Below are 22,305 nucleotides of genomic sequence, written 5' to 3' on the forward strand. Positions count from 1 at the left end.
TACTCCTATTCGTTCCCGAAGAACAGCGCCCTGCCGAGCCGGGCCTCGATGGTGAAGTACTTCCACAGCCGGGCCTCGCCGACCCGGTGCTCGCGCAGGATCGAGCAGATCCGGGTGACCGTCTCGTAGTCGGGTACATCGGCGAGGATGTAGGCGGTCCAGGGGAATCGGGTGGACGGTCCGACCATGGTCTCGTCATCGTCCATGGTGCCGAGCACCCGGACCCCGAACCGTCCGGCGAGATCGGCGAACCCGTTCCGGGATTCCTCGATGACCGCGGCGCGTTCCTCCTCCCCGGCCGCGAAGAACGGATCGCGCACCCCGATGCAGAACAGGGTGCGGATCGCATCCCGCCCGCCCGAGCGGTAGTCCTCAGTCATGTGCCGTCTCCTTCGCTTTGCTGTCCGGGCCCGTTTCCTCGGGACCGATCGTCGGCGCCAGTTCGATGCCGACCGTGGTCGAACCGATGATCTCGCGCGCGGCGTGGTTGGCGAACGGCATGAAGGTGCCCGCCTGCGCATCCCGCCACATCCGCTGGAACGGCAGCTTACGGACATACGCGGCGCCGCCGACCACTTCCACGAGTTTCTGCATGACCGCGACGGCATTGTTGGTGCACACGTATTTCACCAGCGCGCAGCGCGCGATCCCCTCCTGGACGTTCAGTTCGGTGAGCAGCGCGCGCGAGTCGACCTCCGCGGCGTGCCGGTAGAGCACCGCTCGGGACTGCTCGATCAGGATCTCCGTATGTGCCAGGGTGTCCACGATCAGCGGCGCTCCGGCGATCCCGCGCCGGATCGCCTGCCGTTTCGCCCAGTCCAGCGCACCGGCGGCGATCCCGTTGTACACCGCGCCGAACGCGGGCATCGCCCAGGAGAACACGGTTTCGAGCACCCGCGCGTCCAGGTGCCCGACCGGAAGCGAGTGCACGACCGCCTCGTCCGGCACGAACAGCTCGGTGAACTCGACGTCGTTGCTCTGCGTGCCGCGCATGCCGAGCATGTCCCAGGTCTGGTGGATGGTCACGGCCGGGTCGTCCAGCGCGATCCGCATCAGCAGCAGCCGCGGCCCGCCCTCGGCCTCCTCGTACCGGGCCGTCGTGGAACAGTGCGTGGCCACCGCGGTGTTGGTGCCGAAGTTCTTGCGCCCACTGACCAGGAAACCGCCCTCGGTGCGGCGCGCGGTGGTGCGCGCGTCGGTCATCAGGTTCGGGCTGCCGATCTCGCTGGTCACTGCGGCCCAGACGAGTTTGTCCTCGGCCGCCTGGGTGAGAAAGCCCGCGAGCCGGGGATCCTTTGTCCTGCGCCAGATCGACGACCACTGGCCGAGTGGGGAAAGATGCATGTTCACCGCGAGCGCGGTCGCCCCGTCGCCCATCGCCAGCCGCTCGATCACCGGGATCAGTTCCGCCTGGGTCGCCCCGGATCCGCCGAGTTCGGTGGGCAGGGTCAGCCGCAGCAGCCCGGCATTGCGCATATCGGTGTAGTTCTCGTACGGGAAGGTGTTCTGCTCATCGTGCTCGGCGGCGCGCTCGGCGAACACATCCGCGAGGCGCCCGGCGAGCTCCACGAACTCCCGCTGCCGTTCGGTATAGCACTGTTTCATGCCGGCCTTCCAATCTCCGGGTGGTGTCGCCCGTAACCGCGGTCGCGGTAGGTCAGTCCCTCGGTCTCGCCCGCCCGTGCGGCCCGCACCCGGCCGAACAGCACCAGATGCGTCCCCACGAGCACCGAATCGCTCAGCGCGCAGTCGAACACGGCCGCGCCGTCCGTGCGCACCGGAGCGCCGGTGCACAGGGTCCGCCACGCATCGTCGAACACGTACCGTCGCCCGATGGGTTCGCCGCCCGCGAAGATCCGGGACAGCGCGCGCTGCTCCGGGGCGAGCACGTTCACCGCGAAGCAACCGTTGGCCAGCACGGCCTCCGCGATCGCGGTGCGCCGGTAGAGGCAGGCGAGCATGGTCGGCGGATCGGCGGTCACCGAGGTCGCCGCGCTGACCGTCTGCCCGAACCGGCCCGCCAGTCCCGCGGTGGTCACCACGGTCACCGCGGCGGCCGTACAGGCCATCGCCTCGATGTAGTCGGCTCGCAGTTCACTCGTGTCCACCGGATACCTCGCCGTCGAAGTCGTCGCCTGCAGGATTCTGGCGAACCGGTGAACCGGCCGACAATCGAAGTTTCTCGCTACTGTGTATCGCATCGTTCGATACAAGGAGGTCGGAACGTGTTCCAGCGGGCCGAATTCACCCTCGCCCAATGGCAGTGCTTCGTCGCCGCCGCGGAGACCGGGAGCATCTCGGCGGCCGCCGGGGAGCTGCACATGTCCCAGTCCGCGCTCTCCTCGGCCATCCAGCGCCTGGAGAAACAGCTGGGCACCGCGCTGTTCATCCGCCATCACGCGCGCGGGATCACACTGAGCTCAGCGGGCGAGCAGCTGCTGGACAAGGCACGGAACCTGTTACGGGACGCCGCGGAGCTGGCCGATGCCGGGCGGAATCTGCGGCACGGGGTGAACGGTGAACTGCGGATCGGCTGTTTCGTCACCCTTGCCCCGTTCTATGTTCCGCCGGTGCTGACCGGCCTGCGGGAGCGGCATCCAGAACTGCGGGTGGATGTGCTCGAATCGGACGGTGCCGGGCTCGCCGCGGCCCTGCGTTCCGCGCGCTGCGATATCGCGCTCGGGTACGGACTCGAGGTGCCCGAGGACATCCGGTTCCGGCATCTGCTCTCGGTGCGCCCCTACGCGCTCGTCGCCACCCGGCACCCGGCCGCCGGATCGGATTCGGCGAGCCTGCGCGAACTGGCGCGCACCCCGATGGTGCTGCTCGATCTGCCCGAGACCGGGCGGTTCATCCTCGGCATGCTCGAACACGCCGGGGTACCGATTCCGGAGATCGTGCGCACCACGAACTTCGAGACCATGCGCGGGCTCGTCGCCTCGACCGGCGGATTCGCGATCCTCAACCAGCGCACCCGGCCCGCGGAAGGGTCACGCGCGGTGCACATCACCGACGCCGAACCGGTCTCGATCGGCATGCTGTACGCGGGCGGGGTGCCCGCCAACCGGCGGATGGCCGCGTTCACCGAACAGTGCCGCAAGGTGGCCGGGGAGCTACGGTCCGGGTGATCCGGTACCACCGAACGGGTCTTGCCCGCTCGGCGACCGCACAGTTGGATGACATCCATGCGCATCGCCCTGGCACTCGCCGCCCTGCTCGCCGCTGGTTCACTCACCTCGATCGGCCCGGCGCACAGCGAACCGCTCGGCGTGCACCTGGACACGGTGACCATCCCGCAGCTGCAGCAGCGGATGGCGCACGGCTCGCTGACCTCGTCCGCGCTCACCGCGGCCTACCTGGAGCGGATCCGAATCGTGGACCCGAAGGTGCATGCCGTACTGCGCCTCGATCCCACCGCGATGGCCCAGGCCGCGGCCAGCGACGCACGGCACCGCGCGGGAGCCGAGATCGGGCCACTGGACGGGATCCCGGTGCTCGTCAAGGACAATGTGGACACCCGCGACCTGCCGACCACGGCGGGATCACTCGCGCTTTCCGGACAGCCGCCCGCGAAGGACGCGGTGCTGATGGCCAAGCTGCGGGCGGCGGGCGCGATCCTGCTCGGCAAGGCGAACCTCTCGGAATGGGCCAATTTCCGCGCCGACAAGCCGACCTCGGGCTGGTCCGCGGTCGGCGGTCAGACCAACAATCCTTATGTACTCGACCGGAATCCCTGCGGTTCCTCCGCGGGTTCGGCCGCCGGACTCGCTGCCTCGCTCGCCCAGGTCGCGATCGGCAGCGAAACGGACGGATCGATCGTGTGCCCCGCGGGGATGAACGGCGTCGTCGGGCTGAAACCGAGCCTCGGCCTGGTCAGCCGCACCGGAGTGGTGCCGATCTCAGCCGAGCAGGACACCGCGGGACCGATGGCGCGCAACGTCGCCGATGTGGCGATCACCCTCTCGGTACTGCAGGGCCGCGATCCCGCCGATCCGGCGACCGCAGACTATCCGGCGGGCCAGCCGAGCGACTACGCCGCCCTGCTGGACCCGAATGCCTTGCGCGGCAAGCGAATCGGCCTGTGGCGGCTGCCCGAGCTCGGCCCCGAGGTGGACGCCGTGCTGCGGCGCGCCGCCGGGAAACTCGAAGCCGCGGGCGCCACGGTGGTCGAGGTCGGGCCACCCTACCAGGACCGCATCGCCGAACTCGAGATTCCCGCGCTGTTGAGCGAATTCCACCGGGACATCGACGCCTACCTGAAGACCAGGAAGGCCGGTCCGCGCGACCTCGCGGACCTGATCGAGTTCAACCGAACACATCCGGCCGAACAGACCTGTTTCGCGGGCCAGGAACTGTTCGAGCGGGCACTCGCCGCGCCGCCGACCACGGACCCCGGCTACCGCGCCCATCGGGAGGAGCTGCGCGAGCTCTCCCGGCGCTCCATCGACGAAACCATGCGCGATCATCGGCTGGACGCGATCGCCGCGCCTACCAACCCGCCCGCGTGGACAACCGACTGCCGGCGAGGCGACAACGACATCGTCCCGTCCTCCACCCCCGCAGCCGTCGCCGGTTACCCCGCTGTCTCGGTTCCCGCCAGCACCGTCGGCGAACTCCCGGTCGGCATGCTGCTCATGGCCGGACACTGGCAGGACGGGCAGCTGCTCTCCCTCGCCGGGGCCGCCGAACGCCACCTGCACGCCTGGCGCGCACCGCGCTTTCTGCCCTCGAGCTGAGCACTGTCGGACAGGGAGAGGCGACTGGCCCACGGGCTGGCCGAATTCACCCCGCCCGATCACACCAGGAGATCCACGTCCAGGGCGGCAAGATCGGGTGCCCCACACAGCGCCATCGTCATCGCCAGTTCATAGCGCAACCTGCGCACGACATGACCGACCCCCTGCGCCCCGGCGAGCACCAGCCCGTGCAGCGCGGGGCGGCCGAGCAACACCGCGTCCGCGCCGAGGGCAAGCGCTTTCGCAATATCGGCACCCCGGCGCAGTCCCCCATCGACGAGCACCGCGGCACGCCCCCGAACCGCCTCGGCCACCCTGGGCAGCGCCTCGGCGGTACTGAGCACGGAATCGAGGTTGCGCGCGCCGTGGTTGGACACGATGATCCCGTCCGCACCGGCATCGAGGCAGCGCAGCGCATCATCGGCCCGCAGGATTCCCTTGACCAGCAACGGAATCCGGGTGCTCGCCCGCAACCCGGCCAAGCGTTCCCAGGTGAACGAGGCATCCAGGGCGGGCCGGTGAATGCCGTACGGCGAGGACGGCGGGCGCACCGGATACGGCGCGGATTCGGTCAGCGCGAAGGAAAGCCCGTCCGGCAGGCTCACCCCGTCCCAGCCCTGGCGTTCCCGCGCCCCGGCGACCGGGGTGTCCACGGTCAGCACGATCCCGGCCGCGCCACGCTCGGTGGCCTCTGCGATCAGTTCGCGGGTGAACCCGTCGTCCGGCGCGGCGTTGTACTGCAGCCACCAGGGACCACTCGCCGCGCGCTGGATCGCGGCCATGCCGGTGGTGCTGTACCCGCTCAGGCAGAACACCGCGCCCGCATCCCCCGCACCACGGGCGGTGGCCTCCTCGCCGTCCGGATGGAACATCCGATGGCAGGCGGTCGGGCCGATCAGCACCGGATGCGGCAGGTCCAGACCGAGCAGCAGAAGCCCGGTGTCCACATCGGATACGTCCGTGCAAACCCTTGGGGCGAAACGGATCCGCCGGAACGCGGCCAGGTTCTCCCGCAGCGCGTCCTCGGTCCCCGCCCCGGATACCAGATAGTTCCACGCCGCGGGATCGGCCACGCGTTCGGCGAGCCGTTCGATCTCCGCGAGCGGCAGGCTCTCCAGCTCGGGGCTCATGCCGGTTCCAGGCCCGCATCCGCGAGCGCCGCGGAGATCTCGGCGAGCGAGCGCGCGTCGGTGATCGGCAGCTTCGGTTTCCTCGGGAACCCGCCCGGCTGGCCGAGCAGGTTCATCGCCGCTTTAAGCGAAGCCTGCATGCCGCCATAGCGCCAGTTGTAGCCATCGGTCCCCGGCCCGCGCAGCCGGTGCATCAGGGCATCGGAACGCTCCGCGATGCGCAGCGGCTCCTCGGTCTCCCCGCCCCAGGCCAGCTCGAAAAAGGCCGAATACCGGGAACCGAGCAGCATGCCGGAACCGAAATGCCCGTCCCCACCGAATCCGCCGCGCAGCAGCGACAATCCGAGCGGGGAGAGCAGATGCCCGAACACCACCAGCCGGTCACCGATCGCGCGGATGGTGGCCAGCAGATCGTCCAGGCTCGCGGTGCTCTGCTTGACCCCCACCACGTTCGGCAGATCGGCGAGCTCGGCGAACCGCTCGGGCCGGATATCCGTGGCCGCGTCCTGCGGGAAGTTGTACACCCAGGCCGGGAGGGCGACCGCGCCGAACACGGTCTCGTAATACCAGCGCAGTTCCTCCGGTGTGGGCCGGGTCGCCGGTGGCGGGGCGGCCATCACCGAATCCGCGCCCGCCCGCTCGGCATGCCTGGCCAGCCGGACCGCCTCGTGCGGGCGGGAACTGGTCACCCCGATCACCACGGGCACCCGGCCGTTCGACCTGCGCACCGCGGCCTCGGTGAGCCGTTCCCGTTCCTCGAGGCTCTGCGCGGCCCACTCCCCCGTACTGCCGTTGACCAGCAGCCCGTGCACCCCATCGGCGATGGAGCGCTCGACGATCTCCTCGAACGCCGCGAGATCCAGTTCCCCGGCCTCGGTGAACGGGGTCGGCAAGGCGCTCCAGTATCCGCGCCACGTCACGTCCCGGCGATCCATCGGCCACGCACCCTTCGCTGTAGTTCTCGGCTCGCCGATCACCGTAGGCCGCGTTCGATAGTTATCCGTTGCGAAAACCAGGCAGACCGATACCCGATCAGGTATTTTCGGGGCCGAGCTCCAGCAGCAGCTGGGAAAGCCTGCGCATCGCGGGCGAGTCCTCACCGCGGCGCCAGGCCAGCATCAGCTCGGAACGCGCGGGCGAACCGGTGAGCGCGGCGAAGTGCACCCCCGGCCGGGGCACCTGCGCGATGGGGCTGGACACCAGCGCGACCCCCTCCCCCGCGGCGACCAGGGTCAACAGCATCGGCGTGCTCTGCGCCTGGTGCGCGATGTGCGGGCTGAACCCCGCCGCCGCGCAACCGGAAAGGGTCGCGGTGATCATGCCCTGGCCGATCTCGCGGGCGTAGACGATGAAGTCCTCCCCGGCCAGTTCGGCGAGCCCGATCTCCGCGCGCGCCGCCGGATGCCCGGGCGGCACCGCGGCCACGAGCGGATCCGCGAACAGCGGGGCGAACTCCAGGTCCGGATCCACATTGGCCGGTGCGCGCAACACGGCGATATCGATCGCGTTGCTGTGCAGCGCCTCGATCTGTTCGTGGGTGTGCAGTTCGTGCAGCCGCAGGTCGACATCGGGGAAGGATTCGCGGAACCGCATCAGCACCCGCGGCAACAGCTCGATCGCCAGCGGTTCGACGTAACCGAGCGAGATCCGGCCCGCGTGCCCCTCGGCGATCCGGCGCGCGAGCTCCCCGGCCCGGTCCAGCCGCGCCAGCGCCACGGTCGCCTCGGCGAGAAAGGCCGCGCCCGCCTTGGTCAGGGCCACCTTGCGCGAACTGCGCTCCAGCAGCTTCGCCCCCACCGCCTGCTCGAGCCCCTGGATATGCCTGGTCAGCGGCGGCTGGCTCATGATCAGCCGCTCCGCCGCCCTGCCGAAGTGCAGCTCCTCGGCGACGACGCGAAACACTCGCAGCTGCTGGACCGTAGGATCGTTACCCATAACAGCATGGATACCGCGAAAACGGGCAATGAACAACTATCGTTCGAGGATTAGCGTTTCGTCCACGACCTCATCGTGCCCAGTCATCCTGCCAACCGAAGGGACTCGCCGTGGCCGACACCGCTGTCGCCTCCCGGAAAGAGATCCGGCGCGCCGTCGCTGCCGGTGCGATCGGCAACTTCGTGGAGTGGTTCGACTTCGGGGTGTACGGCTACCTCGCGCCGATCATCTCCGCGAAGTTCTTCCCCTCCGAGGACGCCACCGCCGGGCTGCTCTCCACCTTCGCGGTGTTCGGCGTCGCGTTCTTCGTGCGCCCGCTCGGCGCGGTCATCTTCGGCCGGATCGGCGACCGGTTCGGGCGGCGGCGCTCGCTGTCCATCGTGGTGATCACCATGTCCTCGGCGACCGCGCTGTGCGGGGCGCTGCCCGGTTATGCCCAGGTCGGTGTGCTCGCCCCGGTGCTGTTACTGATCCTGCGACTGGTGCAGGGACTCTCCGCGGGCGGCGAGTACGCGGGCGCGGCCACCATGGTCGTCGAGTTCGCCCCGCGCGAGCGCCGCGGCTTCTATGTCAGCGCGCTGTCGGTCACCACGTTCCTGGCCTCGATCGCCGGGGTCGCGCTCACCGCGCTGCTGACCACCTCCACGGGCACCGAGGCCATGGCCTCCTGGGGCTGGCGGGTGCTGTTCGCGGTCTCGCTCCCGCTCGGACTGGTCGGGCTCTACCTGCGCACCAAGGTCACCGAAACCCCGGAGTTCGTGGCGCTTTCCGAACGCAGGCAGGTGGACAACGCCCCGGTCCGGGACGCGCTGCGCACCCAGCGCAAACCGATCGCAACGCTGTTCGGGCTGATCATGATCAACGCCGTGGCCTACTACGTGCTCGGTACCTACTGGCCCAACTTCCTCTCCGAGGACGCTGGTGTGCCCCGGGTGACCGCGCTGTGGTCCTCGGCCGCAGCCTACGGGGTGCTCGTGATACTCGCCCCGCTGTTCGGCACCATGGCCGATCGCTTCGGGCGCAAGGCGATGATGCTCTACTCGGTCATCGGCATGATGGTGCTGACCGTGCCCGCTTTCCTGCTCTCCACCCAGGGCGGTTTCCTCGCCGCGTTCGGCGGGCAGGTGCTCTTCGTGCTCGTCGCGGGCCCGACCAGCCTGGTCTCCAGCCTGGTCACCGCCGAACTGTTCCCCGCCCGGGTGCGCTACAGCGCCTCCGCGATCGGCTACAACCTCGCGTTCATGCTCTTCGGCGGCACCGCGCCCTACGTGGCCACCTTCCTGATCGGGCAGACCGGTTCCAAACTCGCGCCCGCCATCTACATCGTGGTGATCGCGTTCATCTCGCTGCTGGTCACCCTCGGCATGCTGACGGAGACCTCGCCGCGCAAACTCGACCGCGCCGGTGCCCCGAAGATGACGGAGTCAGTGTGACCGACCTCGCCGAACCACGCGCCCTGCTCGGTCCGGCCGGGCTGCTCGAACCGGGTGCCGAACTGAGCCGCTACGAGCGGGCCCCGAACCTGCTGACCGGGACCGCGGCCTTCGTCGCCCGGCCCGCCGGGGAAGGCGAGCTGACCGCGCTGCTCGACTGGGCACACCGGGAACGGGTCCGGCTCATCCCGCAGGGCGCCAACTCCGGCCTGGTCGGCGGCGCGCTCCCGGACGGCTCCGGTACTCAGGGGGTGCTCTCCGGCGAGCGGCTGCGCGACCGGTTCGAGCTCGACACCGGGAGCCGGACGCTGACCGTGAGCGCGGGCTGGCAGCTCGACGAGATCAACGAACGGCTCGCCTCGCACGGGCTCCAGCTGCCCGTCGAGGTCGGTTCCAGTCCCTCCGTCGGCGGCATGCTCAGCACCAATACCGCGGGTTCGCACCTGATCAAGTACGGCGATGTGCGCCATCGGGTGCTCGGGCTGCGGGCCGCCGTCCCCGATGGCGCGGGCACCGTGCTGGACCTGTCCCGGCCACTGCGCAAACGCAACGAGGGCCTCGACCTCAAGCAGGTGTTCATCGGCACCGGCGGCACCCTCGGCGTGATCACCGAGGCGAGCTTCGAACTCGCGCCCCTGCCCCGTTCCCGGGCGACCGCTTGGCTGGCCGTGCCGGAATCCGGGCTGCTGGACGCGCTCACCACCGTCGAGCGGCACTGCGCCGATTCCCTCGCCGCGTTCGAGGTGGTCTCCCCCGCGGCGGCCGCCCTGCTCACCGAACGGCACGAGCACCTGCTCAACCGGATCCCGCGCGGCGAACACTTCCTGGTGCTCGCCGAGATCGCCGCCGATGACGAACGCGCCGAGGACCAGCTCACCGAGGCCCTGGAGGCCGCCGCAGGACAGGGCCTGCTGCACGACGCCCGGATCGGAGCGCCCCAGCGGATGTGGGAGGTGCGGCACGCGATCCCGGAAATCACCGAACGGATGCATCCGGTGCTCAGCCTCGACCTCGCCACCCCACGCTCGGCCCTCACCCGGTTCCGCGCCGAGGTCCACACCCTGCTCGCCGAGGCGTACCCCGATATCCGCCCCATCGAGCTCGGCCACTACGGCGACGGCGGGATTCACCTGATTCTTCCGCTGCCGCAACGGATCGCCGCCGACCGGGATCGCATCGACGAGCTGCGCATGCTCGTCTACGACCTCGCCGTGCACCGTTACGCGGGCAGTTTCAGCGCCGAACACGGGATCGGCCCGAAGAACCACGACGCGTATCTGCGCTTTGTCCCCGAAGCCGTGCGGACCACCGCCGCGCTGCTGAAACGGCATTTCGATCCGCACACGGTGCTCGCACCCCTGCCGTAGCAGCTCGGCAGCGCTATACGGAGCGATTCCCGCGGGACCGGATGGAGACCGCGATGACAGCGACCGTGCCGAGCAGGAACACCGCGGCGGCCAGGAGCGTCTGCCAGGGTTCCCGTGCGGACATGAGTCCCAGGAACGCCACCGCCACGATGAGAACCTCGGCGATGAACAGCGATGCGGGCTTGGTCGTCATCCACCCATGGTATTCGACGAATGCGGGTGGATCGATCATCCGGCGGTGATGAGCTGCTCGGCGACCCAGCCGGCGACCCCTTCGGGATAGGGCGCGTCCAGCCCGAGGACGATGTGCCCGAATCCGGCCTCGATCGCCGCGCCGATCGCGTCCCGGGTGCGGCCGGGGTCTTCGTAGGAGACCGGCAGATGGATCGAGCGGGTGATCGAGGCGGGATCCCGGCCGATCTCGGTGCAGTAGCGGTCGAGCAGGGCGCTGCGGGCGCGAACATCCGCGATGTCGCCGCCGGGAACGTTCCACAGGTCGGCGTGCTCGGCGGTCACCCGCAGCGTCGCGGCCGCCCGACCGCCGATCAGCAACGGCGGATGAGGCCGTTGCACGGGTTTGGGATTGCCGAACGCCCCGGTCAGTTCGTGGTGTTCGCCGTGGAAGTCGAACGGTTCCACGGAGGTCCACAACCGCCGGATGATCGTGCACGCCTCGGCGAGACCGGCGACGGCCGCCGCGGCGCCGTGATAGGGCAGGCCGTGTCCGTCGTACTCCCGCCGGGCCAAAGGATGGCTGGGGCGCGAACCCGCGCCGATACCGAAATCGAGCCGCCCGCCGGAGACGATGTCCACGGTCGTGGCGATCTTGGCCAGCATGGCGGGCGGGCGAAAACGATTGCTGGTCACGAGCAAACCCAGGCGTAGCCGCCGGGTCTGCGCGGCGAGCGCGGAGAGCAGCGTCCAGCCCTCCAGGATCGGCCCGTCCGGGTCTCCCCCGATGGGCATGAGGTGATCGAACAGCCAGGCGTGCTCGATCTCCGGGATCGCGTCGGCTTCCCGCCAGACCCGCAGCACGTCCTGGTAGCCGACCTGCATGGGTGCGGTGAGGATCCCGAACCGGGCACCGGATGTGTGCGGCATCGAGGGCCGTCCTTCCCCTGTCTGGGTTCGCCGATCTGGCATCATCGACGAAACGGAACATGATTCCGTCAACAATACGGAACATTGTTCCGCTTAGCAACGAGGAAGGGAACGGCGCCATGCCGGACGGGGGCACGCAGGCCAAGCGGGCGGATGCCCGGCGCAACAAGGAGACCCTGCTCGACGCGGCGGCCACGGTCTTCGTCGCCTCCGGCGTGGAGGCCCCGGTGCGCGATATCGCGGCCAAGGCCGGTGTCGGGGTGGGCACGATCTACCCCACTTCCCGAGCCGGGCGGACCTGATCATCGCGGTCTACCGGCACCAGGTCGAGGCCTGCGCCGAGGCGGGCCCGAAACTGCTGGCCGACATGGCGGACCCGCACGCCGCACTCGCGCAGTGGATCGATCTCTTCGTCGATTTCCTGGTCACCAAACATGGGCTCGCCGCCGTGCTGCAGTCCGGCGACGCGGGCTTCGACACCCTGCATGCCTATTTCCTGGACCGCCTCATCCCGGTGTGCGGCCGGTTGCTCGAAGCCGCGGCCGCCGCCGGTCGGGTCCGGTCCGATCTCGAGCCCTACGAACTCATGCGCGGCATCGGGAACCTCTGTGTCGGCGCGGAGAACGACCCGCACTACGACGCCCGCCGACTGGTCGGGCTCTTGATCGAGGGCCTGCGCCTGCCGGGCCCAGCGTGACCGGACTCAGCCGGAGGCGATCCCGAGGCGGCGGGACATATCGGAGCTGAACACCCCGTCCGGATCGGCGGCATCGCGAATACGGCGCCACTGCGCCAATCGCGGATACATCCGGGCGACCATCGCGGGCGTCGTCCGGGAGTCCTTCGCGAAATACAGCCGCCCTCCCGCATCGAGCACCTGTTCGTCGAGCTGCGCGCAGAATCGGCCGAGCCCGCTTTTCATCGGGAAATCGAGGCTGAGCATATAGCCGGGATGCGGCCAGGAAAGCGGAGCCGGGCTCGCCGTTCCCATGCGCTTGAACACGTTCAGGAAGGACAGGTGCCCGGAACGCGCGATGGTGCGCACCAGATCGGCCATCCGCTGCTCGGCCCCGTAGGGCACGGAGAACTGGTACTGGAGAAAACCCGCGCGCCCATAGGCCCGGTTCCACTCGCCGAGGGCGTCCAAGGGATGCAGGAACTGAGATATACTGGCGATCTTGCCGCGCGCGCTCGGGGAACATCCGGTGGGCCGCCGCACCCGCCACCCGCGAGGTGAGCCGGTTGACCATCCCGTTCGGGAAGATGTCCGGCAGCGTGGCCAGCTGCGGTGCGTTGAGCCGCAACGGTTCCCGGCGCAGTTTCGGCGGCAGGTCGTCCAGCCGGGCCGGCGATCCGCGGGAGAACGTGGCACGGCCGAGCCGGGCTCCCGTGGAGATCGTGTCCGGCACCGCAGCGGAGTACTCGTAGGCCTCGTCGGAGCCGTCGGTCAGCAACTCCATGGTCGCGTCGAGGTCACTGGTCCGGTCGTAATCGGCGAGGAAGTACGCGGTCTCCGTGCGCTTCAACCGCAGCCGCGCGCTCACGATGATGCCGGTCAGCCCGATCCCGCCCACGGTGGCCCAGAACAGTTCGCCGTCCGGTCTCTCCGGGGTGAGCGTGCGCACGCGCCCGTCCGCGATGAGCAGATCCAGGGACAGCACGTGATTGCCGAAACTTCCCACGCTGTGGTGGTTCTTGCCGTGAATGTCATTGGCGATCGCGCCGCCGACCGTGACCTGCCGGGTGCCGGGGAGCACGGGTACCCACAGCCGGTGCGCCAATGCCGCGCGCATCAGGCGGTCCAGGCTCACCCCGGCGTCCACCTCGGCCAACGCCTCGTCCTCGTCGATGCGGTGGATCCGGTTCAGCGCGGTCATGTCCACCACAAGACCGCCGGAATTCTGCGCCGGATCCCCGTACGAGCGCCCGAGACCGCGGGCGATCATCCCGCGCGGACCCGCGCCGCGCACCGCGTTCGCGAGCGTTTCGGGATCCGATGTGGACAGTACGTGGGCGACCGTGCCACCGGCCCGCCCCCAACCGCACAGCTCCCGCCGCCGCGGCACGATTCCGGGATATGCCATGTGCGCCAAGCTAATCCACCCCCGGTGCGGTCCGGGTCAAAAAGCCGTGACCGGCCTCGGCGTACGAGACCGGCCACGGGCGGGAGTTCAGTCCTGGGAGATGGCGGTGAACTGCGGGGAACCGCTCAGCGCGGTACCCGGCCAGGCGACGCCTACCGGGGTGTTCGAGGCGTCCGAGGGCAGGTGGAACCGCAGTCCGGTCACCTCGGCAGGGCCCGGCTCGGGGCTGTTCGGAATGAGCACGGCGGAGCTCGCCGAGTGGTTCGCGTCGATGGTGACCTGTCCTGGCGTTCCACCGTTGGCCACGGAGCTCTGCACGCCGACCGGGGAACCGAACCGGTTGTAGAAGGTCGCGCCGTAGGGAGCGCCGCTGAGCGTGCAGTGAGTGTTCGCGTCCGCCGCGGTGTAGTGCAAGGTCACGGCGCGGTGCCCGGACGGCGAGTCCTGGGCCGGGGTCGCGGTGACCCGCACATCCATGTCCTTGCACAGTTGCGGTTCGGTGCTCGCGCTCGCCGCGGTCGCGGCGACTCCGGTCACTCCGCCGACAGCGGCGAGCACGGCGGCAGCGGCGATGGTCTTGCGAACGGCGTTTCCGGTCATCGTGTCTTTCCCTCTCAGTCGCGCACCGGCCCCGAACCGGTACGTAATGAGGTTGGTGGGTCATTCACCGAACCTGATTTCACCCCGTCAGACGTTCCCCGCGGCGCGTTCGTGCATCCACTATGGGCTACCGCACTGCGAAGCAACCACTACTGAAAACTGCGCCGGTAGCTCTGCGGGCTGACTCCCGTGGTGCGCTTGAACCGGTCCCGGAACGCGGTCGGGGAACTGAATCCGACCTGCGCGCCGATGCGCTCGATGCCGTGCTCGGTGGTTTCGAGCAGGTGCTGGGCGCGCCGGACGCGGGCGCGGTGCAGCCACCGCAGCGGACTGGTCCCGGTCTGCTCGCGGAACCGGCGGATGAGCGTGCGGCTGCTGAGCCCGGCGTGTTCGGCGATGTCCTCGAGGGTGAGCGGGCGATGCAGGTTGTCCCGCAACCAGTCGAGCAGTGGTTCGGTGCTGGCCCCCTTGGGAGTGGGCACCAGGGTGTGGTCGTGCACGATGAACTGGGCTTGCCCGCCCTCGCGTTCGAGCGGCATGACGGCGAGCCGGGCCGCGTTCGCCGCCACCGCGGATCCGTAGTCCCGCCGGATCAGGTGCAGGCACAGGTCGAGCCCGGCCGCGGCGCCCGCGGAAGCGAGGATCTGGCCGTTGTCCACATAGAGCACATCCGGGTCGAGGTGGACCTCGGGATAGGTCGCCGCGAACGCTTCGGCCGCGGCCCAGTGCGTGGTGGCGCGCAGCCCGTCGAGCAGCCCGGTCGCGGCGAGCGGGAAGGCACCGGTGCAGATCGAGGCGATCCGGGTGCCGTGTGCCGCGGCCGCGCGCAGTGCCCCGGAAACAGCGGGCGAGAGCGGTCCGGGCTTGGCAACCCCGGGCACGATCACCGTGTCGGCGTCCTCGAACCCGTCGAGTCCCCACGGCACGCGCAGGGCGAATGTTCCGGCGTCCACCTCGGGCCGTTCGGCGCAGATGCGCACCTGGTAACCAGGCCGCCCATCGGGAAGCAGGGTGCGCCCGAAGGTCTCGATCGGGGTCGCAAGATCGAACGGGATCACCTGATCGATGGCGAGAACGGCGACGGTGTGCATGTCCGGAATGTAGCGCATCGCACAGCGGGAGAACGGCCCGATACCCGTATTGAGCTGGGATTTTATTGGCTGGCGATTTTCCGTTGAAGGATGGCGATCACGCCACTGGCCGGGCCGGGCCGCCCGTCCTAGCGTTCCGGGCATGCACAGTCAGGTCATCTTGTTCGACGGCTTCGACCCACTCGATGCCCTCGCCCCGTTCGAGGTGTTGTCCGCCGGTGCCACGGCATCCGGCGGACTGCTCACCGTGGAACTGGTCTCCGCCGAAGGACCACGGGATGTGGTCAGCGGGGTCGGCGCGGTATCGCTGCGGGCGAGCGCCGCACTCGATCCACACCGCGCCGGTCTGCTCGTGGTGCCCGGGGCCGCGGGCCGGATCGGGAATGACACCGCCGAGGAAACCGAGGACACGATTCCCGTGCTGCTCGGGCGAACCCTGAACACCGCATTGCCCGGGCTGCTCGGCGCGGCGATGGCGGATCCGGAGCTGACCGTGGCCACGGTCTGCGGTGGTTCGCTGTTGCTCGCCATGGCCGGGCTGCTCGGGGGCAGGCATGCCACCACCCACCACCTGGGCATGGATTTCCTGGACGCCACCGGTGCCGAGGCGGTGCACGCCCGGGTGGTCGATGACGGGGACGTGGTCAGCGCCGCGGGGCTCACCTCCGGGCTCGATCTCGGGCTGCACCTGCTGGAGCGCGAGCTCGGCCCGCGGGTGGCGCACGCGGTGGAGCAGCTGTTCGCCCATGAGCGCCGGGGCGTCGTCTGGCGCGCCAGCGGTCCTGTTCCGGCCGCCTTCTGACCGATTGGAGGAAGAAGAACCCATGAATCCCACCGGCATCTGGGATCTGTCGATCGCTACCCCGATCGGCAAGCTCGAACCCGTACTGGAACTGCGCGAGGAACAGGGCACCGTGGTGGGCACCGCGAGCGGGACCGGAGAGGAGATTCCGTTGCGGGAACTCAGCTTCACGGGGAACCGGCTGACCTGGCGGCAGTCGATCAGCAAACCGCTTCGGCTCAACCTGTTCTTCGACATGACCGTGGACGGCGATCTCATGACCGGCACCTCGAAAGCCGGGCGGCTACCCGCGAGCACGGTGACCGGACGACGGCGGGGCGCCTGACGTGTCGAAGGTACTGCTTTCCCTGCACGTGCTCGCCGCCGTACTGGCGATCGGCCCGGTCGCCGTCGCGGCGAGCATGTTCCCCGCCGCGGTGCGCAAGGCCGATGGCGAACTCGGCACGGTGCGGCTGTTGCACCGCATCTGCCGGATCTACGCGGTGGCCGGTGTCGCGGTGCCGTTGTTCGGCCTGGCCACGGCGAGCAGTCTCGGCGTGCTCGGCGACACCTGGCTGATCATCTCCATCGTGCTGACCGTGGTGGCCGCTGGCCTGCTCGCCTTCGTGATCCTACCGGGGCAACAGAGACTGCTCGCCGGGGCCGGGGCCAGGAAACCACTGGCGATGACGACCGGACTGTTCAACCTGCTGTGGGCCGCGGTCACCGTGCTGATGATCGTGCGCCCCGGCTCGACGACGGGAGTGTGAGGTGGACGATCTGCGCCTGTTGCGCATCGCCGCGCTCGCCGAGTTGATCTCGCTGATCCTGCTGCTGGCCAACCTCGTGACGATCCACCTGCCCGCGATCTCCTCGCTGACCGGCCCGGTGCACGGCTGCTGCTATCTGTTCGCGATCGGGGTCTGCTGGCGGCACCCGCGGGCGAGCAGCACGGACAACGGGATCGTGCTGCTGCCCGCGGTCGGCGGGCTGCTGGTGCTGCGCAGGCTGGGCAGGCCCGCCGGTACGGGCGGTTAACCGGCCAGCATTCGCGCCGGGTTCTCCCGCAGGAACCGCTCCACGTGCTCGATGCCTTGTGCGGCAAGCATTTCGGCGAACACCGAGGGAACGAAGAGGAAGCCGTTGCCGCCGTTGCCGGTCCACATCTGCTTGAGGAACAGGTCGTGGCTGAGCAGGATCCGGTCGCCGTGCCCGGCGCGGACGAGCTCGGCGATGGCCTCGGCGCTCGCCCGCGGGCCGGGCGCGGTTCCCTCGTGCGGGAAGGTGATGTCCATCCCGAGCATGTCGAATTCGAGCCACACCCCGCGATCGGCGATCGCCCGCTGATAGGCGCGGTCCTGCCCGGACGGGTCCATGTGCGCGAGCACGACCCGGTCCGGCGCCACCCCGACCTGGTCGATGAGCAGATCCAGCACCTCGTGCCCGCGGCGTTGCCAGCCGGGCAGATGCACCATCAGCGGGATGCGCGGATGGTCGAGCTGAGCGAGCCCCGCCGCGCGCAGCGAGGCCGCCTCGGCGGCGGTGAACTCCGGAGAAACCCCGATCTCGCCGATGATCCCGGGCAGCACCCCGGCCACGCCCTCGTCGAGTTCGGCGCTGATCGCCGTGGCCTGGTTCTCGGCCGTGGCACCGATCCTGGCCCCTTCGAACTTCTCCAGGTAGGCGCCGCAGCCCATGACCACGTGCATCCCGGAGCGGCGGGAGACCTCCACCAGCCGTCCGGGATCGCGCCCGATGGCCGCGCTGCAGGTGACATCCACGATGGTGCGCCCGCCCAGTGCGGCGAACGCGCCGACCTCGCCGAGCACTTCCCCGACCGGTTTGGCCGCGAGATTGTCCGCGCAGCAGTAGGGATCGTGGCGCAGCGCCCAGGCCCGTGCCGCGGTGACCGGTGCCTCGGCCAGCGGCGCGGAGAACGGATAACTCGGCGCGTCGAGCACCCCGGAGAGGTCGTTGAACAGGTGCTCGTGCGGCAACACGATCCCGAGTTCGCTCGCGGGCACCGTTCCGGTGACGGTTCGCACCTCGCTCATGACGACTCCTTTCTCCGCGAGGGAAGCATGCCGATCCCGGCGGCGACGAGCGCGAGCACGGTGCCGAGCACGGTCACCAGGTGCACCGGCTGGCCCACCGAGGGAACGGCGAGGTCGAGCAGCAGCGAACCGACGAGTTGACCGGCCACCGAGGCGAGGCCGAGCAACAACAGCCCGAGCCCGCGTACCAGCAGGGCCATGAGCGCGATCGAGGCGAGCCCGAGCACCCCGCCGAGGTACATCCACCAGGTTCCCGGCAGCGAGAACGTGGCCGATCCGGTACCGATCCGGATCAGCAGCCCGATGCCGAGCACGATGAATCCGACGAGGAAGTTCACCCCGATCGAGACCAGCACCGAACCCGTTCCGCGCGCGACCGCGGCATTGCCCGCCGGTTGCCAGCCCGCGAGCAGGCCCGCGGCGAACGGCAGCACGGCGAGCGCGATCGCGCCCGGAACGTGGAAACTCGGCGAGATCGCCACGGCGGTCGCGATGATCGCGAGCACGGCACCGCAGGCGCGGGCCAACGAGATCGGCTGCTGCACGGTCGCGGTGACCCCGATCCGGTCGCAGACCACGCCCGAGATGATCATCCCGGAGATCAGCGCGATCTGGAACACGGCGACCCCGAGCGCGCCGACCGAGACGCCCTCGGAGAGCACCACGGCGGCCCCGCAGAGCCCGGCGAGATAGTTCCACCAGCCGATTCCGCCGCTGCGGATCAGCGAGGGGATGCGCAGTGCCTGGCGGCGGGTGCCCGGCCGGGCGAAGATCACCACGATCATCAGCACCAGTCCGCTGCCGAAGGAGATCACGGCGGCGCTGTTCCCGTCCCCGACGGCCTTGCCGAGCGCGCCGTTGACGGCCGACTGCATGGGGCTGAGCATGCCGGCGAGCACGGTGGCCACCACGAGCAACGCGGTGGTCGCCCCGCGGGCGAGCTTGCGCGGAGCGGGGGCAGGCACGGCAGCCGTTGACGTTGCCTTGGTCATGTCGCGCTCCCTAACCGCGTCCGCCGGCCAGCCAGCCGATGGCCCTGCCGAACAGCTGACGGTAACCCTTCCAGGCCAGGAACTCCTCCGGCGCCCAGTGCGGGGAGATGTCCGAGGCGAAGGCGAGGGTCCGGCCCTGTCCCACGGTGCGCACCGCGAGCAGTGGGCACGATTCGATCTCCGCGAGCACGGTGGCGTCCCGCTTCGCGGTCAGCCGCTGGTAGCCGAGCAGCGCGGGCCAGTGCCGGTCGAGACCCTCGGTGATCTCGTGCTGCTGATCGGTGAGCTCCCCCTCGATGCCTTCCGGGCACTCCACCCGGTCGTCGTAGGGCAGGATATCCACCGGAAGGATCTCCTCGACGGGCGTCGCGTGGTAGTTGGCCTTGGCACCGAATCCCTGGAAGCTCAGGTATCCGCCGGCCATCGCGAGCCCGCCACCGGCCCGCACCCATTCGGCGAGCAGCTTCAGCCGGTTCGGGAACCGCTTCCCCTTGGCGAACACATCCGGATGCAGCAGCAGCGAGTTCGCCCCGATATCGGAGAGCAGCACCACGTCGTAGGAGCCGAGCTCCTCGAGTGTCGAGGGGAACTCCGCGGCCACATCGTGCGAGAGCAGGTGGGTGACCTCGTGTCCCTCCGCCCGCAGTGCCTCGATCAGTGCGCCGGCCCCGATCTCGATCTGGGCGCGCTCGATGGCGTCGAACCCTTTGACGTCCGCGGTCCTGGCGACCCAGGACTCCCCTGCCAGCAGTACCCGGCTCATCCGACCCTCCCGTTGTTGCGCAATTTTGTGTTCTTTTGCGCAACGCTATGCCTCCGCGCTCTGGACGTCAACGGATGGTGTGCGGATAGACTGTGCCCACGTCCAGCAGCGGCCCACTGGCACCACAGAGAGGAGCAGGCGGATGACGCTGACGCGAGTTGCGCAAATTGCGCAAGTGTCCGCCTCCACGGCCTCCCGTTACCTGCGCGGCCAGCTCAAGGTGAACCCGGAGACGGCGGCGCGGATCGACGCGGCGGTCCGTGAACTCGACTACGAGGCCCCGGCCGCGCCTGCGCCCGCCCGTGAGCAGCCGGTACTCGCCCTGGTCGTCCCGGAGATGGTCAACCCCTTCTTCGCGGGCCTCGCCGACGAACTCGCCGAGGCCGCGGCGATGGACGGCGCCTCGCTCGTGGTCGGGATCACCGGGCAGCAGGCGCGGCGGGAATCCAGCGTGAGCGATCTCGTCGCCTCCACCCCGGCGATCGACGGGCTGATCTATGTCGGCATGCACCGCGAGAACCCGCGGCTGACCAGTGCCATCGCCGAGGGCCTTCCGGTCGTGGTGCTGGACGAGGAGATCGCCAGCACCCCGGAGGTGGACACGGTCGCCGTGGACAACTACGGCGGCGCCTACCAGGCGACCTCCTATCTCGCCCAGCTCGGGCACCGGCGGATCGCGCACATCGCGGGCCCCGACGAGCTGTCCACCACCCGCGACCGCTGCCGTGGCTACCGGGACGCGATGCGCGGCGCCGGACTGCCCGTGGACGAGGACCTGGTGTTGCACGGCCCGTACACCGAACAGTTCGGCGCGAGCACCTTTCCCTATCTCGCCGGGGCAGAACACCGGCCCACCGCGGTGTTCTGCGGCAGCGACATCGCCGCGGTCGGCATGCTCGCCGCCGCCGAACTGCACGGCCTGCGCATCCCGGAGGACCTCTCCATCGTCGGCTGCGACGGGATCCGGGTCGGCGAATGGCTGCGCCCCAAGCTGACCACCCTGCAGCAGCCGATGACCGAACTCGCCCGCGCCGCGCTCGAACTCATCCGGGCGCGCATCGAGGATCCCGCCAGGGCCCCGCAGACCCGCACTTTTCCGCTGCAGCTGGTGATCCGCGGCTCAGCGGTCCCCCCGGACGCCCCGGAATGAGGAGGTTCGCCTTGCCCGATCCGATCGAACTGACCCAGCAGCTCGTCCGGCTGGACACCCGCGGTGGCGGGGAACTCGCCGCCGCCGAGTTGCTCGCCGAACCGTTGCGTGCGGCCGGTTTCACGGTGCGCCTGGGCGAACCCGAACCGGGTAGGGCCAACCTGGTCGCCCGCCTCGGTCACGGAACACCGATCACGCTCACCGGGCACCTGGACACCGTTCCCGCGGATCCCGCAGGCTGGTCGTTCGATCCGCACAGCGGCGAGATCGACGGGGATCGGTTGCGCGGCAGGGGAAGCAGCGATATGAAGGCCGGGGTTGCCGCGATCGTGGCGGCCGCGATCGCCACCCCGGCGCCCGTTCAGCTCGTGTTCACCTTCGGCGAGGAGACCGGCTGCGAGGGCGCGGCCCAAATCACCGAACTGGAGCCGAGCCCGCTGCTGCTGGTCGCCGAACCCACCGCGAACCGGATCGTGCTCGGCCATAAGGGCGCGCTGTGGCTGCGGCTTTCCGCGCGGGGGCGCAGCGCGCACGGTTCGCGCCCGGAACTGGGCGAGAACGCGGTTTTCGCGCTCGCGCGGGCGTGCGAACGGATCCACCACCATCCGGATTGGCCGAGCAGCCCTACCCACGGCGCGGCGACGGTCAACATCGGCACCTTCCACGCGGGCAGTCAGCCGAACCTGGTCCCGGATCACGCGGAAGCACAGTTGGATATCCGTACCGTGCCGGGGTTCTCCGCGGACACCGCGCGCGCCGGGATCGCGGAACTCGCCGGGGCGGAAACCGGGATCGAGACACTGCTGGATCTGCCGAGCATCGACACCGATCCCGCCGATCCGCTGGTGGCCGAACTCACCGGGACACTGTGCCCGGACTGGACCCCGCAGTACGCCACCTACTTCACCGACGCGGCCCGGCTCTCGGCCACGCTGGGTGATCCCGCGGTGCTCGTCTACGGTCCGGGCGAACCCGAACAGGCCCACGTCACCGACGAAACCTGCTCGGTAGCGGCTATCGGGGCGACCACGGCGGCCCTGCGCAGACTGCTGGGCGCCTGGGCCGAGCGCGACTGAGGACCGTCACCG

23 protein-coding genes and 2 pseudogenes are annotated in these 22,305 nt (G+C 69.7%); 11 read left to right on the forward strand and 14 right to left on the reverse strand.

What is annotated here, in order from left to right; translation table 11 throughout:
* Positions 1-5: 5 nt before the first annotated feature.
* The 3 genes from A37U_RS0105185 to A37U_RS52520 are packed head-to-tail and all read right to left on the reverse strand — an operon-like array spanning position 6 to position 2,108.
* Complete coding sequence (locus A37U_RS0105185; protein ID WP_020495555.1) at positions 6-380, reverse strand: hypothetical protein; 375 nt, start codon at positions 378-380, stop codon at positions 6-8.
* Complete coding sequence (locus tag A37U_RS0105190; protein WP_020495556.1) at positions 373-1,605, reverse strand: acyl-CoA dehydrogenase family protein; 1,233 nt, start codon at positions 1,603-1,605, stop codon at positions 373-375. The genes A37U_RS0105185 and A37U_RS0105190 overlap by 8 nt, the downstream gene beginning before the upstream one ends.
* Positions 1,602-2,108: a flavin reductase family protein gene (locus A37U_RS52520; RefSeq protein ID WP_020495557.1), complete on the reverse strand. Its 507-nt coding sequence runs from the start codon at positions 2,106-2,108 to the stop codon at positions 1,602-1,604. Before A37U_RS52520 ends, A37U_RS0105190 begins: the two co-directional genes overlap by 4 nt.
* 117 nt (positions 2,109-2,225) lie before the next feature.
* Here A37U_RS52520 and A37U_RS52525 point away from each other — a divergent pair, with 117 nt between their 5' ends.
* On the forward strand, positions 2,226-3,128 hold the full coding sequence (locus tag A37U_RS52525) for a LysR family transcriptional regulator (protein ID WP_020495558.1): 903 nt from the start codon (positions 2,226-2,228) through the stop codon (positions 3,126-3,128).
* Between the two features lie 57 nt (positions 3,129-3,185).
* Positions 3,186-4,736 (forward strand): amidase, encoded by a 1,551-nt coding sequence (locus A37U_RS0105205; RefSeq protein WP_020495559.1) that lies wholly within the window; start codon positions 3,186-3,188, stop codon positions 4,734-4,736.
* A 59-nt stretch (positions 4,737-4,795) separates the two neighbouring features.
* On the opposite strand, the gene A37U_RS0105210 is transcribed toward A37U_RS0105205, so the two are convergent.
* The 3 genes from A37U_RS0105210 to A37U_RS0105220 form a co-directional block, all read right to left on the reverse strand.
* On the reverse strand, positions 4,796-5,866 hold the full coding sequence (locus A37U_RS0105210) for an alpha-hydroxy acid oxidase (RefSeq protein ID WP_020495560.1): 1,071 nt from the start codon (positions 5,864-5,866) through the stop codon (positions 4,796-4,798).
* Positions 5,863-6,801 carry a dihydrodipicolinate synthase family protein gene (locus A37U_RS0105215; RefSeq protein WP_020495561.1) on the reverse strand — a complete coding sequence of 313 codons (939 nt, stop codon included), beginning with the start codon at positions 6,799-6,801 and terminating at the stop codon, positions 5,863-5,865. Before A37U_RS0105215 ends, A37U_RS0105210 begins: the two co-directional genes overlap by 4 nt.
* A 97-nt stretch (positions 6,802-6,898) precedes the next feature.
* Positions 6,899-7,801: a LysR family transcriptional regulator gene (locus A37U_RS0105220; RefSeq protein ID WP_040586472.1), complete on the reverse strand. Its 903-nt coding sequence runs from the start codon at positions 7,799-7,801 to the stop codon at positions 6,899-6,901.
* A gap of 110 nt (positions 7,802-7,911) precedes the next feature.
* On the opposite strand from A37U_RS0105220, the gene A37U_RS0105225 reads away from it, so the two are divergent.
* Together A37U_RS0105225 and A37U_RS0105230 are read left to right on the forward strand one after the other, a co-directional pair.
* Complete coding sequence (locus tag A37U_RS0105225; protein WP_020495563.1) at positions 7,912-9,234, forward strand: MFS transporter; 1,323 nt, start codon at positions 7,912-7,914, stop codon at positions 9,232-9,234.
* Positions 9,231-10,601: an FAD-binding oxidoreductase gene (locus A37U_RS0105230; protein ID WP_020495564.1), complete on the forward strand. Its 1,371-nt coding sequence runs from the start codon at positions 9,231-9,233 to the stop codon at positions 10,599-10,601. Before A37U_RS0105225 ends, A37U_RS0105230 begins: the two co-directional genes overlap by 4 nt.
* Before the next feature lie 13 nt (positions 10,602-10,614).
* Here the strand turns inward: A37U_RS0105230 and A37U_RS0105235 are convergent, their stop codons facing one another.
* Complete coding sequence (locus A37U_RS0105235; RefSeq protein WP_157182612.1) at positions 10,615-10,794, reverse strand: hypothetical protein; 180 nt, start codon at positions 10,792-10,794, stop codon at positions 10,615-10,617.
* A 35-nt stretch (positions 10,795-10,829) separates the two neighbouring features.
* On the reverse strand, positions 10,830-11,702 hold the full coding sequence (locus A37U_RS0105240) for an LLM class flavin-dependent oxidoreductase (RefSeq protein ID WP_020495566.1): 873 nt from the start codon (positions 11,700-11,702) through the stop codon (positions 10,830-10,832).
* Positions 11,703-11,821: 119 nt separating this feature from the next.
* Here A37U_RS0105240 and A37U_RS42305 point away from each other — a divergent pair.
* Positions 11,822-12,399: pseudogene (locus A37U_RS42305) on the forward strand (TetR/AcrR family transcriptional regulator).
* A gap of 6 nt (positions 12,400-12,405) precedes the next feature.
* On the opposite strand, the pseudogene A37U_RS42310 reads toward A37U_RS42305, so the two are convergent.
* From A37U_RS42310 to A37U_RS0105260, 3 genes and pseudogenes are all read right to left on the reverse strand, one after another.
* A pseudogene (locus A37U_RS42310) lies at positions 12,406-13,786 on the reverse strand (FAD-binding protein).
* Positions 13,787-13,873: 87 nt separating this feature from the next.
* The gene (locus A37U_RS0105255; protein WP_020495569.1) at positions 13,874-14,386 is read right to left on the reverse strand and encodes a hypothetical protein; all 513 of its coding nucleotides are present in this window, start codon (positions 14,384-14,386) and stop codon (positions 13,874-13,876) included.
* A 149-nt stretch (positions 14,387-14,535) separates the two neighbouring features.
* Complete coding sequence (locus A37U_RS0105260) at positions 14,536-15,477, reverse strand: GlxA family transcriptional regulator (RefSeq protein WP_026196895.1); 942 nt, start codon at positions 15,475-15,477, stop codon at positions 14,536-14,538.
* A gap of 142 nt (positions 15,478-15,619) precedes the next feature.
* Here A37U_RS0105260 and A37U_RS0105265 point away from each other — a divergent pair, with 142 nt between their 5' ends.
* Genes A37U_RS0105265 through A37U_RS0105280 form a run of 4 tightly spaced genes read left to right on the forward strand, consistent with a single transcriptional unit; the run spans position 15,620 to position 17,296 of the window.
* Complete coding sequence (locus A37U_RS0105265) at positions 15,620-16,279, forward strand: DJ-1/PfpI family protein (protein WP_020495571.1); 660 nt, start codon at positions 15,620-15,622, stop codon at positions 16,277-16,279.
* Positions 16,280-16,301: 22 nt separating this feature from the next.
* Positions 16,302-16,604: a hypothetical protein gene (locus tag A37U_RS0105270; RefSeq protein ID WP_020495572.1), complete on the forward strand. Its 303-nt coding sequence runs from the start codon at positions 16,302-16,304 to the stop codon at positions 16,602-16,604.
* 1 nt (position 16,605) lies between these two features.
* Complete coding sequence (locus A37U_RS0105275; RefSeq protein WP_020495573.1) at positions 16,606-17,028, forward strand: hypothetical protein; 423 nt, start codon at positions 16,606-16,608, stop codon at positions 17,026-17,028.
* A 1-nt stretch (position 17,029) separates the two neighbouring features.
* On the forward strand, positions 17,030-17,296 hold the full coding sequence (locus A37U_RS0105280; RefSeq protein ID WP_020495574.1) for a hypothetical protein: 267 nt from the start codon (positions 17,030-17,032) through the stop codon (positions 17,294-17,296).
* On the opposite strand, the gene A37U_RS0105285 is transcribed toward A37U_RS0105280, so the two are convergent.
* The 3 genes from A37U_RS0105285 to A37U_RS0105295 are packed head-to-tail and all read right to left on the reverse strand — an operon-like array spanning position 17,293 to position 20,067.
* Complete coding sequence (locus A37U_RS0105285; protein WP_020495575.1) at positions 17,293-18,312, reverse strand: phosphotriesterase family protein; 1,020 nt, start codon at positions 18,310-18,312, stop codon at positions 17,293-17,295. The genes A37U_RS0105280 and A37U_RS0105285 overlap by 4 nt on opposite strands.
* The gene (locus tag A37U_RS0105290) at positions 18,309-19,304 is read right to left on the reverse strand and encodes a DMT family transporter (protein WP_083933185.1); all 996 of its coding nucleotides are present in this window, start codon (positions 19,302-19,304) and stop codon (positions 18,309-18,311) included. Before A37U_RS0105290 ends, A37U_RS0105285 begins: the two co-directional genes overlap by 4 nt.
* 10 nt (positions 19,305-19,314) lie before the next feature.
* Positions 19,315-20,067, reverse strand: coding sequence for a glutamine amidotransferase (locus tag A37U_RS0105295; protein ID WP_020495577.1), 753 nt, complete (start codon positions 20,065-20,067; stop codon positions 19,315-19,317).
* A 142-nt stretch (positions 20,068-20,209) separates the two neighbouring features.
* Between A37U_RS0105295 and A37U_RS0105300 the strand changes: the two genes are divergently transcribed.
* Together A37U_RS0105300 and A37U_RS0105305 are read left to right on the forward strand one after the other, a co-directional pair.
* Entirely contained in the window at positions 20,210-21,217 is a 1,008-nt protein-coding gene (locus tag A37U_RS0105300; RefSeq protein ID WP_026196897.1) for a LacI family DNA-binding transcriptional regulator, read from the forward strand.
* A gap of 11 nt (positions 21,218-21,228) precedes the next feature.
* Positions 21,229-22,293 carry a M20/M25/M40 family metallo-hydrolase gene (locus tag A37U_RS0105305; protein WP_020495579.1) on the forward strand — a complete coding sequence of 355 codons (1,065 nt, stop codon included), beginning with the start codon at positions 21,229-21,231 and terminating at the stop codon, positions 22,291-22,293.
* Positions 22,294-22,305 lie beyond the last annotated feature (12 nt).

It is taken from the genome of Sciscionella marina DSM 45152, from assembly GCF_000379465.1.
GTDB classification, from domain to species: Bacteria; Actinomycetota; Actinomycetes; order Mycobacteriales; family Pseudonocardiaceae; genus Sciscionella; species Sciscionella marina.

Coding starts and splice junctions, on each gene's coding strand:
- A37U_RS0105185 (WP_020495555.1), bottom strand. CDS start 380: ATGACTGAGGACTACCGCTCGGGCGGGCGGGATGCGATCCGCACCCTG.
- A37U_RS0105190 (WP_020495556.1), bottom strand. CDS start 1,605: ATGAAACAGTGCTATACCGAACGGCAGCGGGAGTTCGTGGAGCTCGCC.
- A37U_RS0105205 (WP_020495559.1), top strand. CDS start 3,186: ATGCGCATCGCCCTGGCACTCGCCGCCCTGCTCGCCGCTGGTTCACTC.
- A37U_RS0105210 (WP_020495560.1), bottom strand. CDS start 5,866: ATGAGCCCCGAGCTGGAGAGCCTGCCGCTCGCGGAGATCGAACGGCTC.
- A37U_RS0105215 (WP_020495561.1), bottom strand. CDS start 6,801: ATGGATCGCCGGGACGTGACGTGGCGCGGATACTGGAGCGCCTTGCCG.
- A37U_RS0105220 (WP_040586472.1), bottom strand. CDS start 7,801: ATGGGTAACGATCCTACGGTCCAGCAGCTGCGAGTGTTTCGCGTCGTC.
- A37U_RS0105235 (WP_157182612.1), bottom strand. CDS start 10,794: ATGACGACCAAGCCCGCATCGCTGTTCATCGCCGAGGTTCTCATCGTG.
- A37U_RS0105240 (WP_020495566.1), bottom strand. CDS start 11,702: ATGCCGCACACATCCGGTGCCCGGTTCGGGATCCTCACCGCACCCATG.
- A37U_RS0105255 (WP_020495569.1), bottom strand. CDS start 14,386: ATGACCGGAAACGCCGTTCGCAAGACCATCGCCGCTGCCGCCGTGCTC.
- A37U_RS0105260 (WP_026196895.1), bottom strand. CDS start 15,477: ATGCACACCGTCGCCGTTCTCGCCATCGATCAGGTGATCCCGTTCGAT.
- A37U_RS0105265 (WP_020495571.1), top strand. CDS start 15,620: ATGCACAGTCAGGTCATCTTGTTCGACGGCTTCGACCCACTCGATGCC.
- A37U_RS0105270 (WP_020495572.1), top strand. CDS start 16,302: ATGAATCCCACCGGCATCTGGGATCTGTCGATCGCTACCCCGATCGGC.
- A37U_RS0105285 (WP_020495575.1), bottom strand. CDS start 18,312: ATGAGCGAGGTGCGAACCGTCACCGGAACGGTGCCCGCGAGCGAACTC.
- A37U_RS0105290 (WP_083933185.1), bottom strand. CDS start 19,304: ATGACCAAGGCAACGTCAACGGCTGCCGTGCCTGCCCCCGCTCCGCGC.
- A37U_RS0105295 (WP_020495577.1), bottom strand. CDS start 20,067: ATGAGCCGGGTACTGCTGGCAGGGGAGTCCTGGGTCGCCAGGACCGCG.
- A37U_RS0105300 (WP_026196897.1), top strand. CDS start 20,210: ATGACGCTGACGCGAGTTGCGCAAATTGCGCAAGTGTCCGCCTCCACG.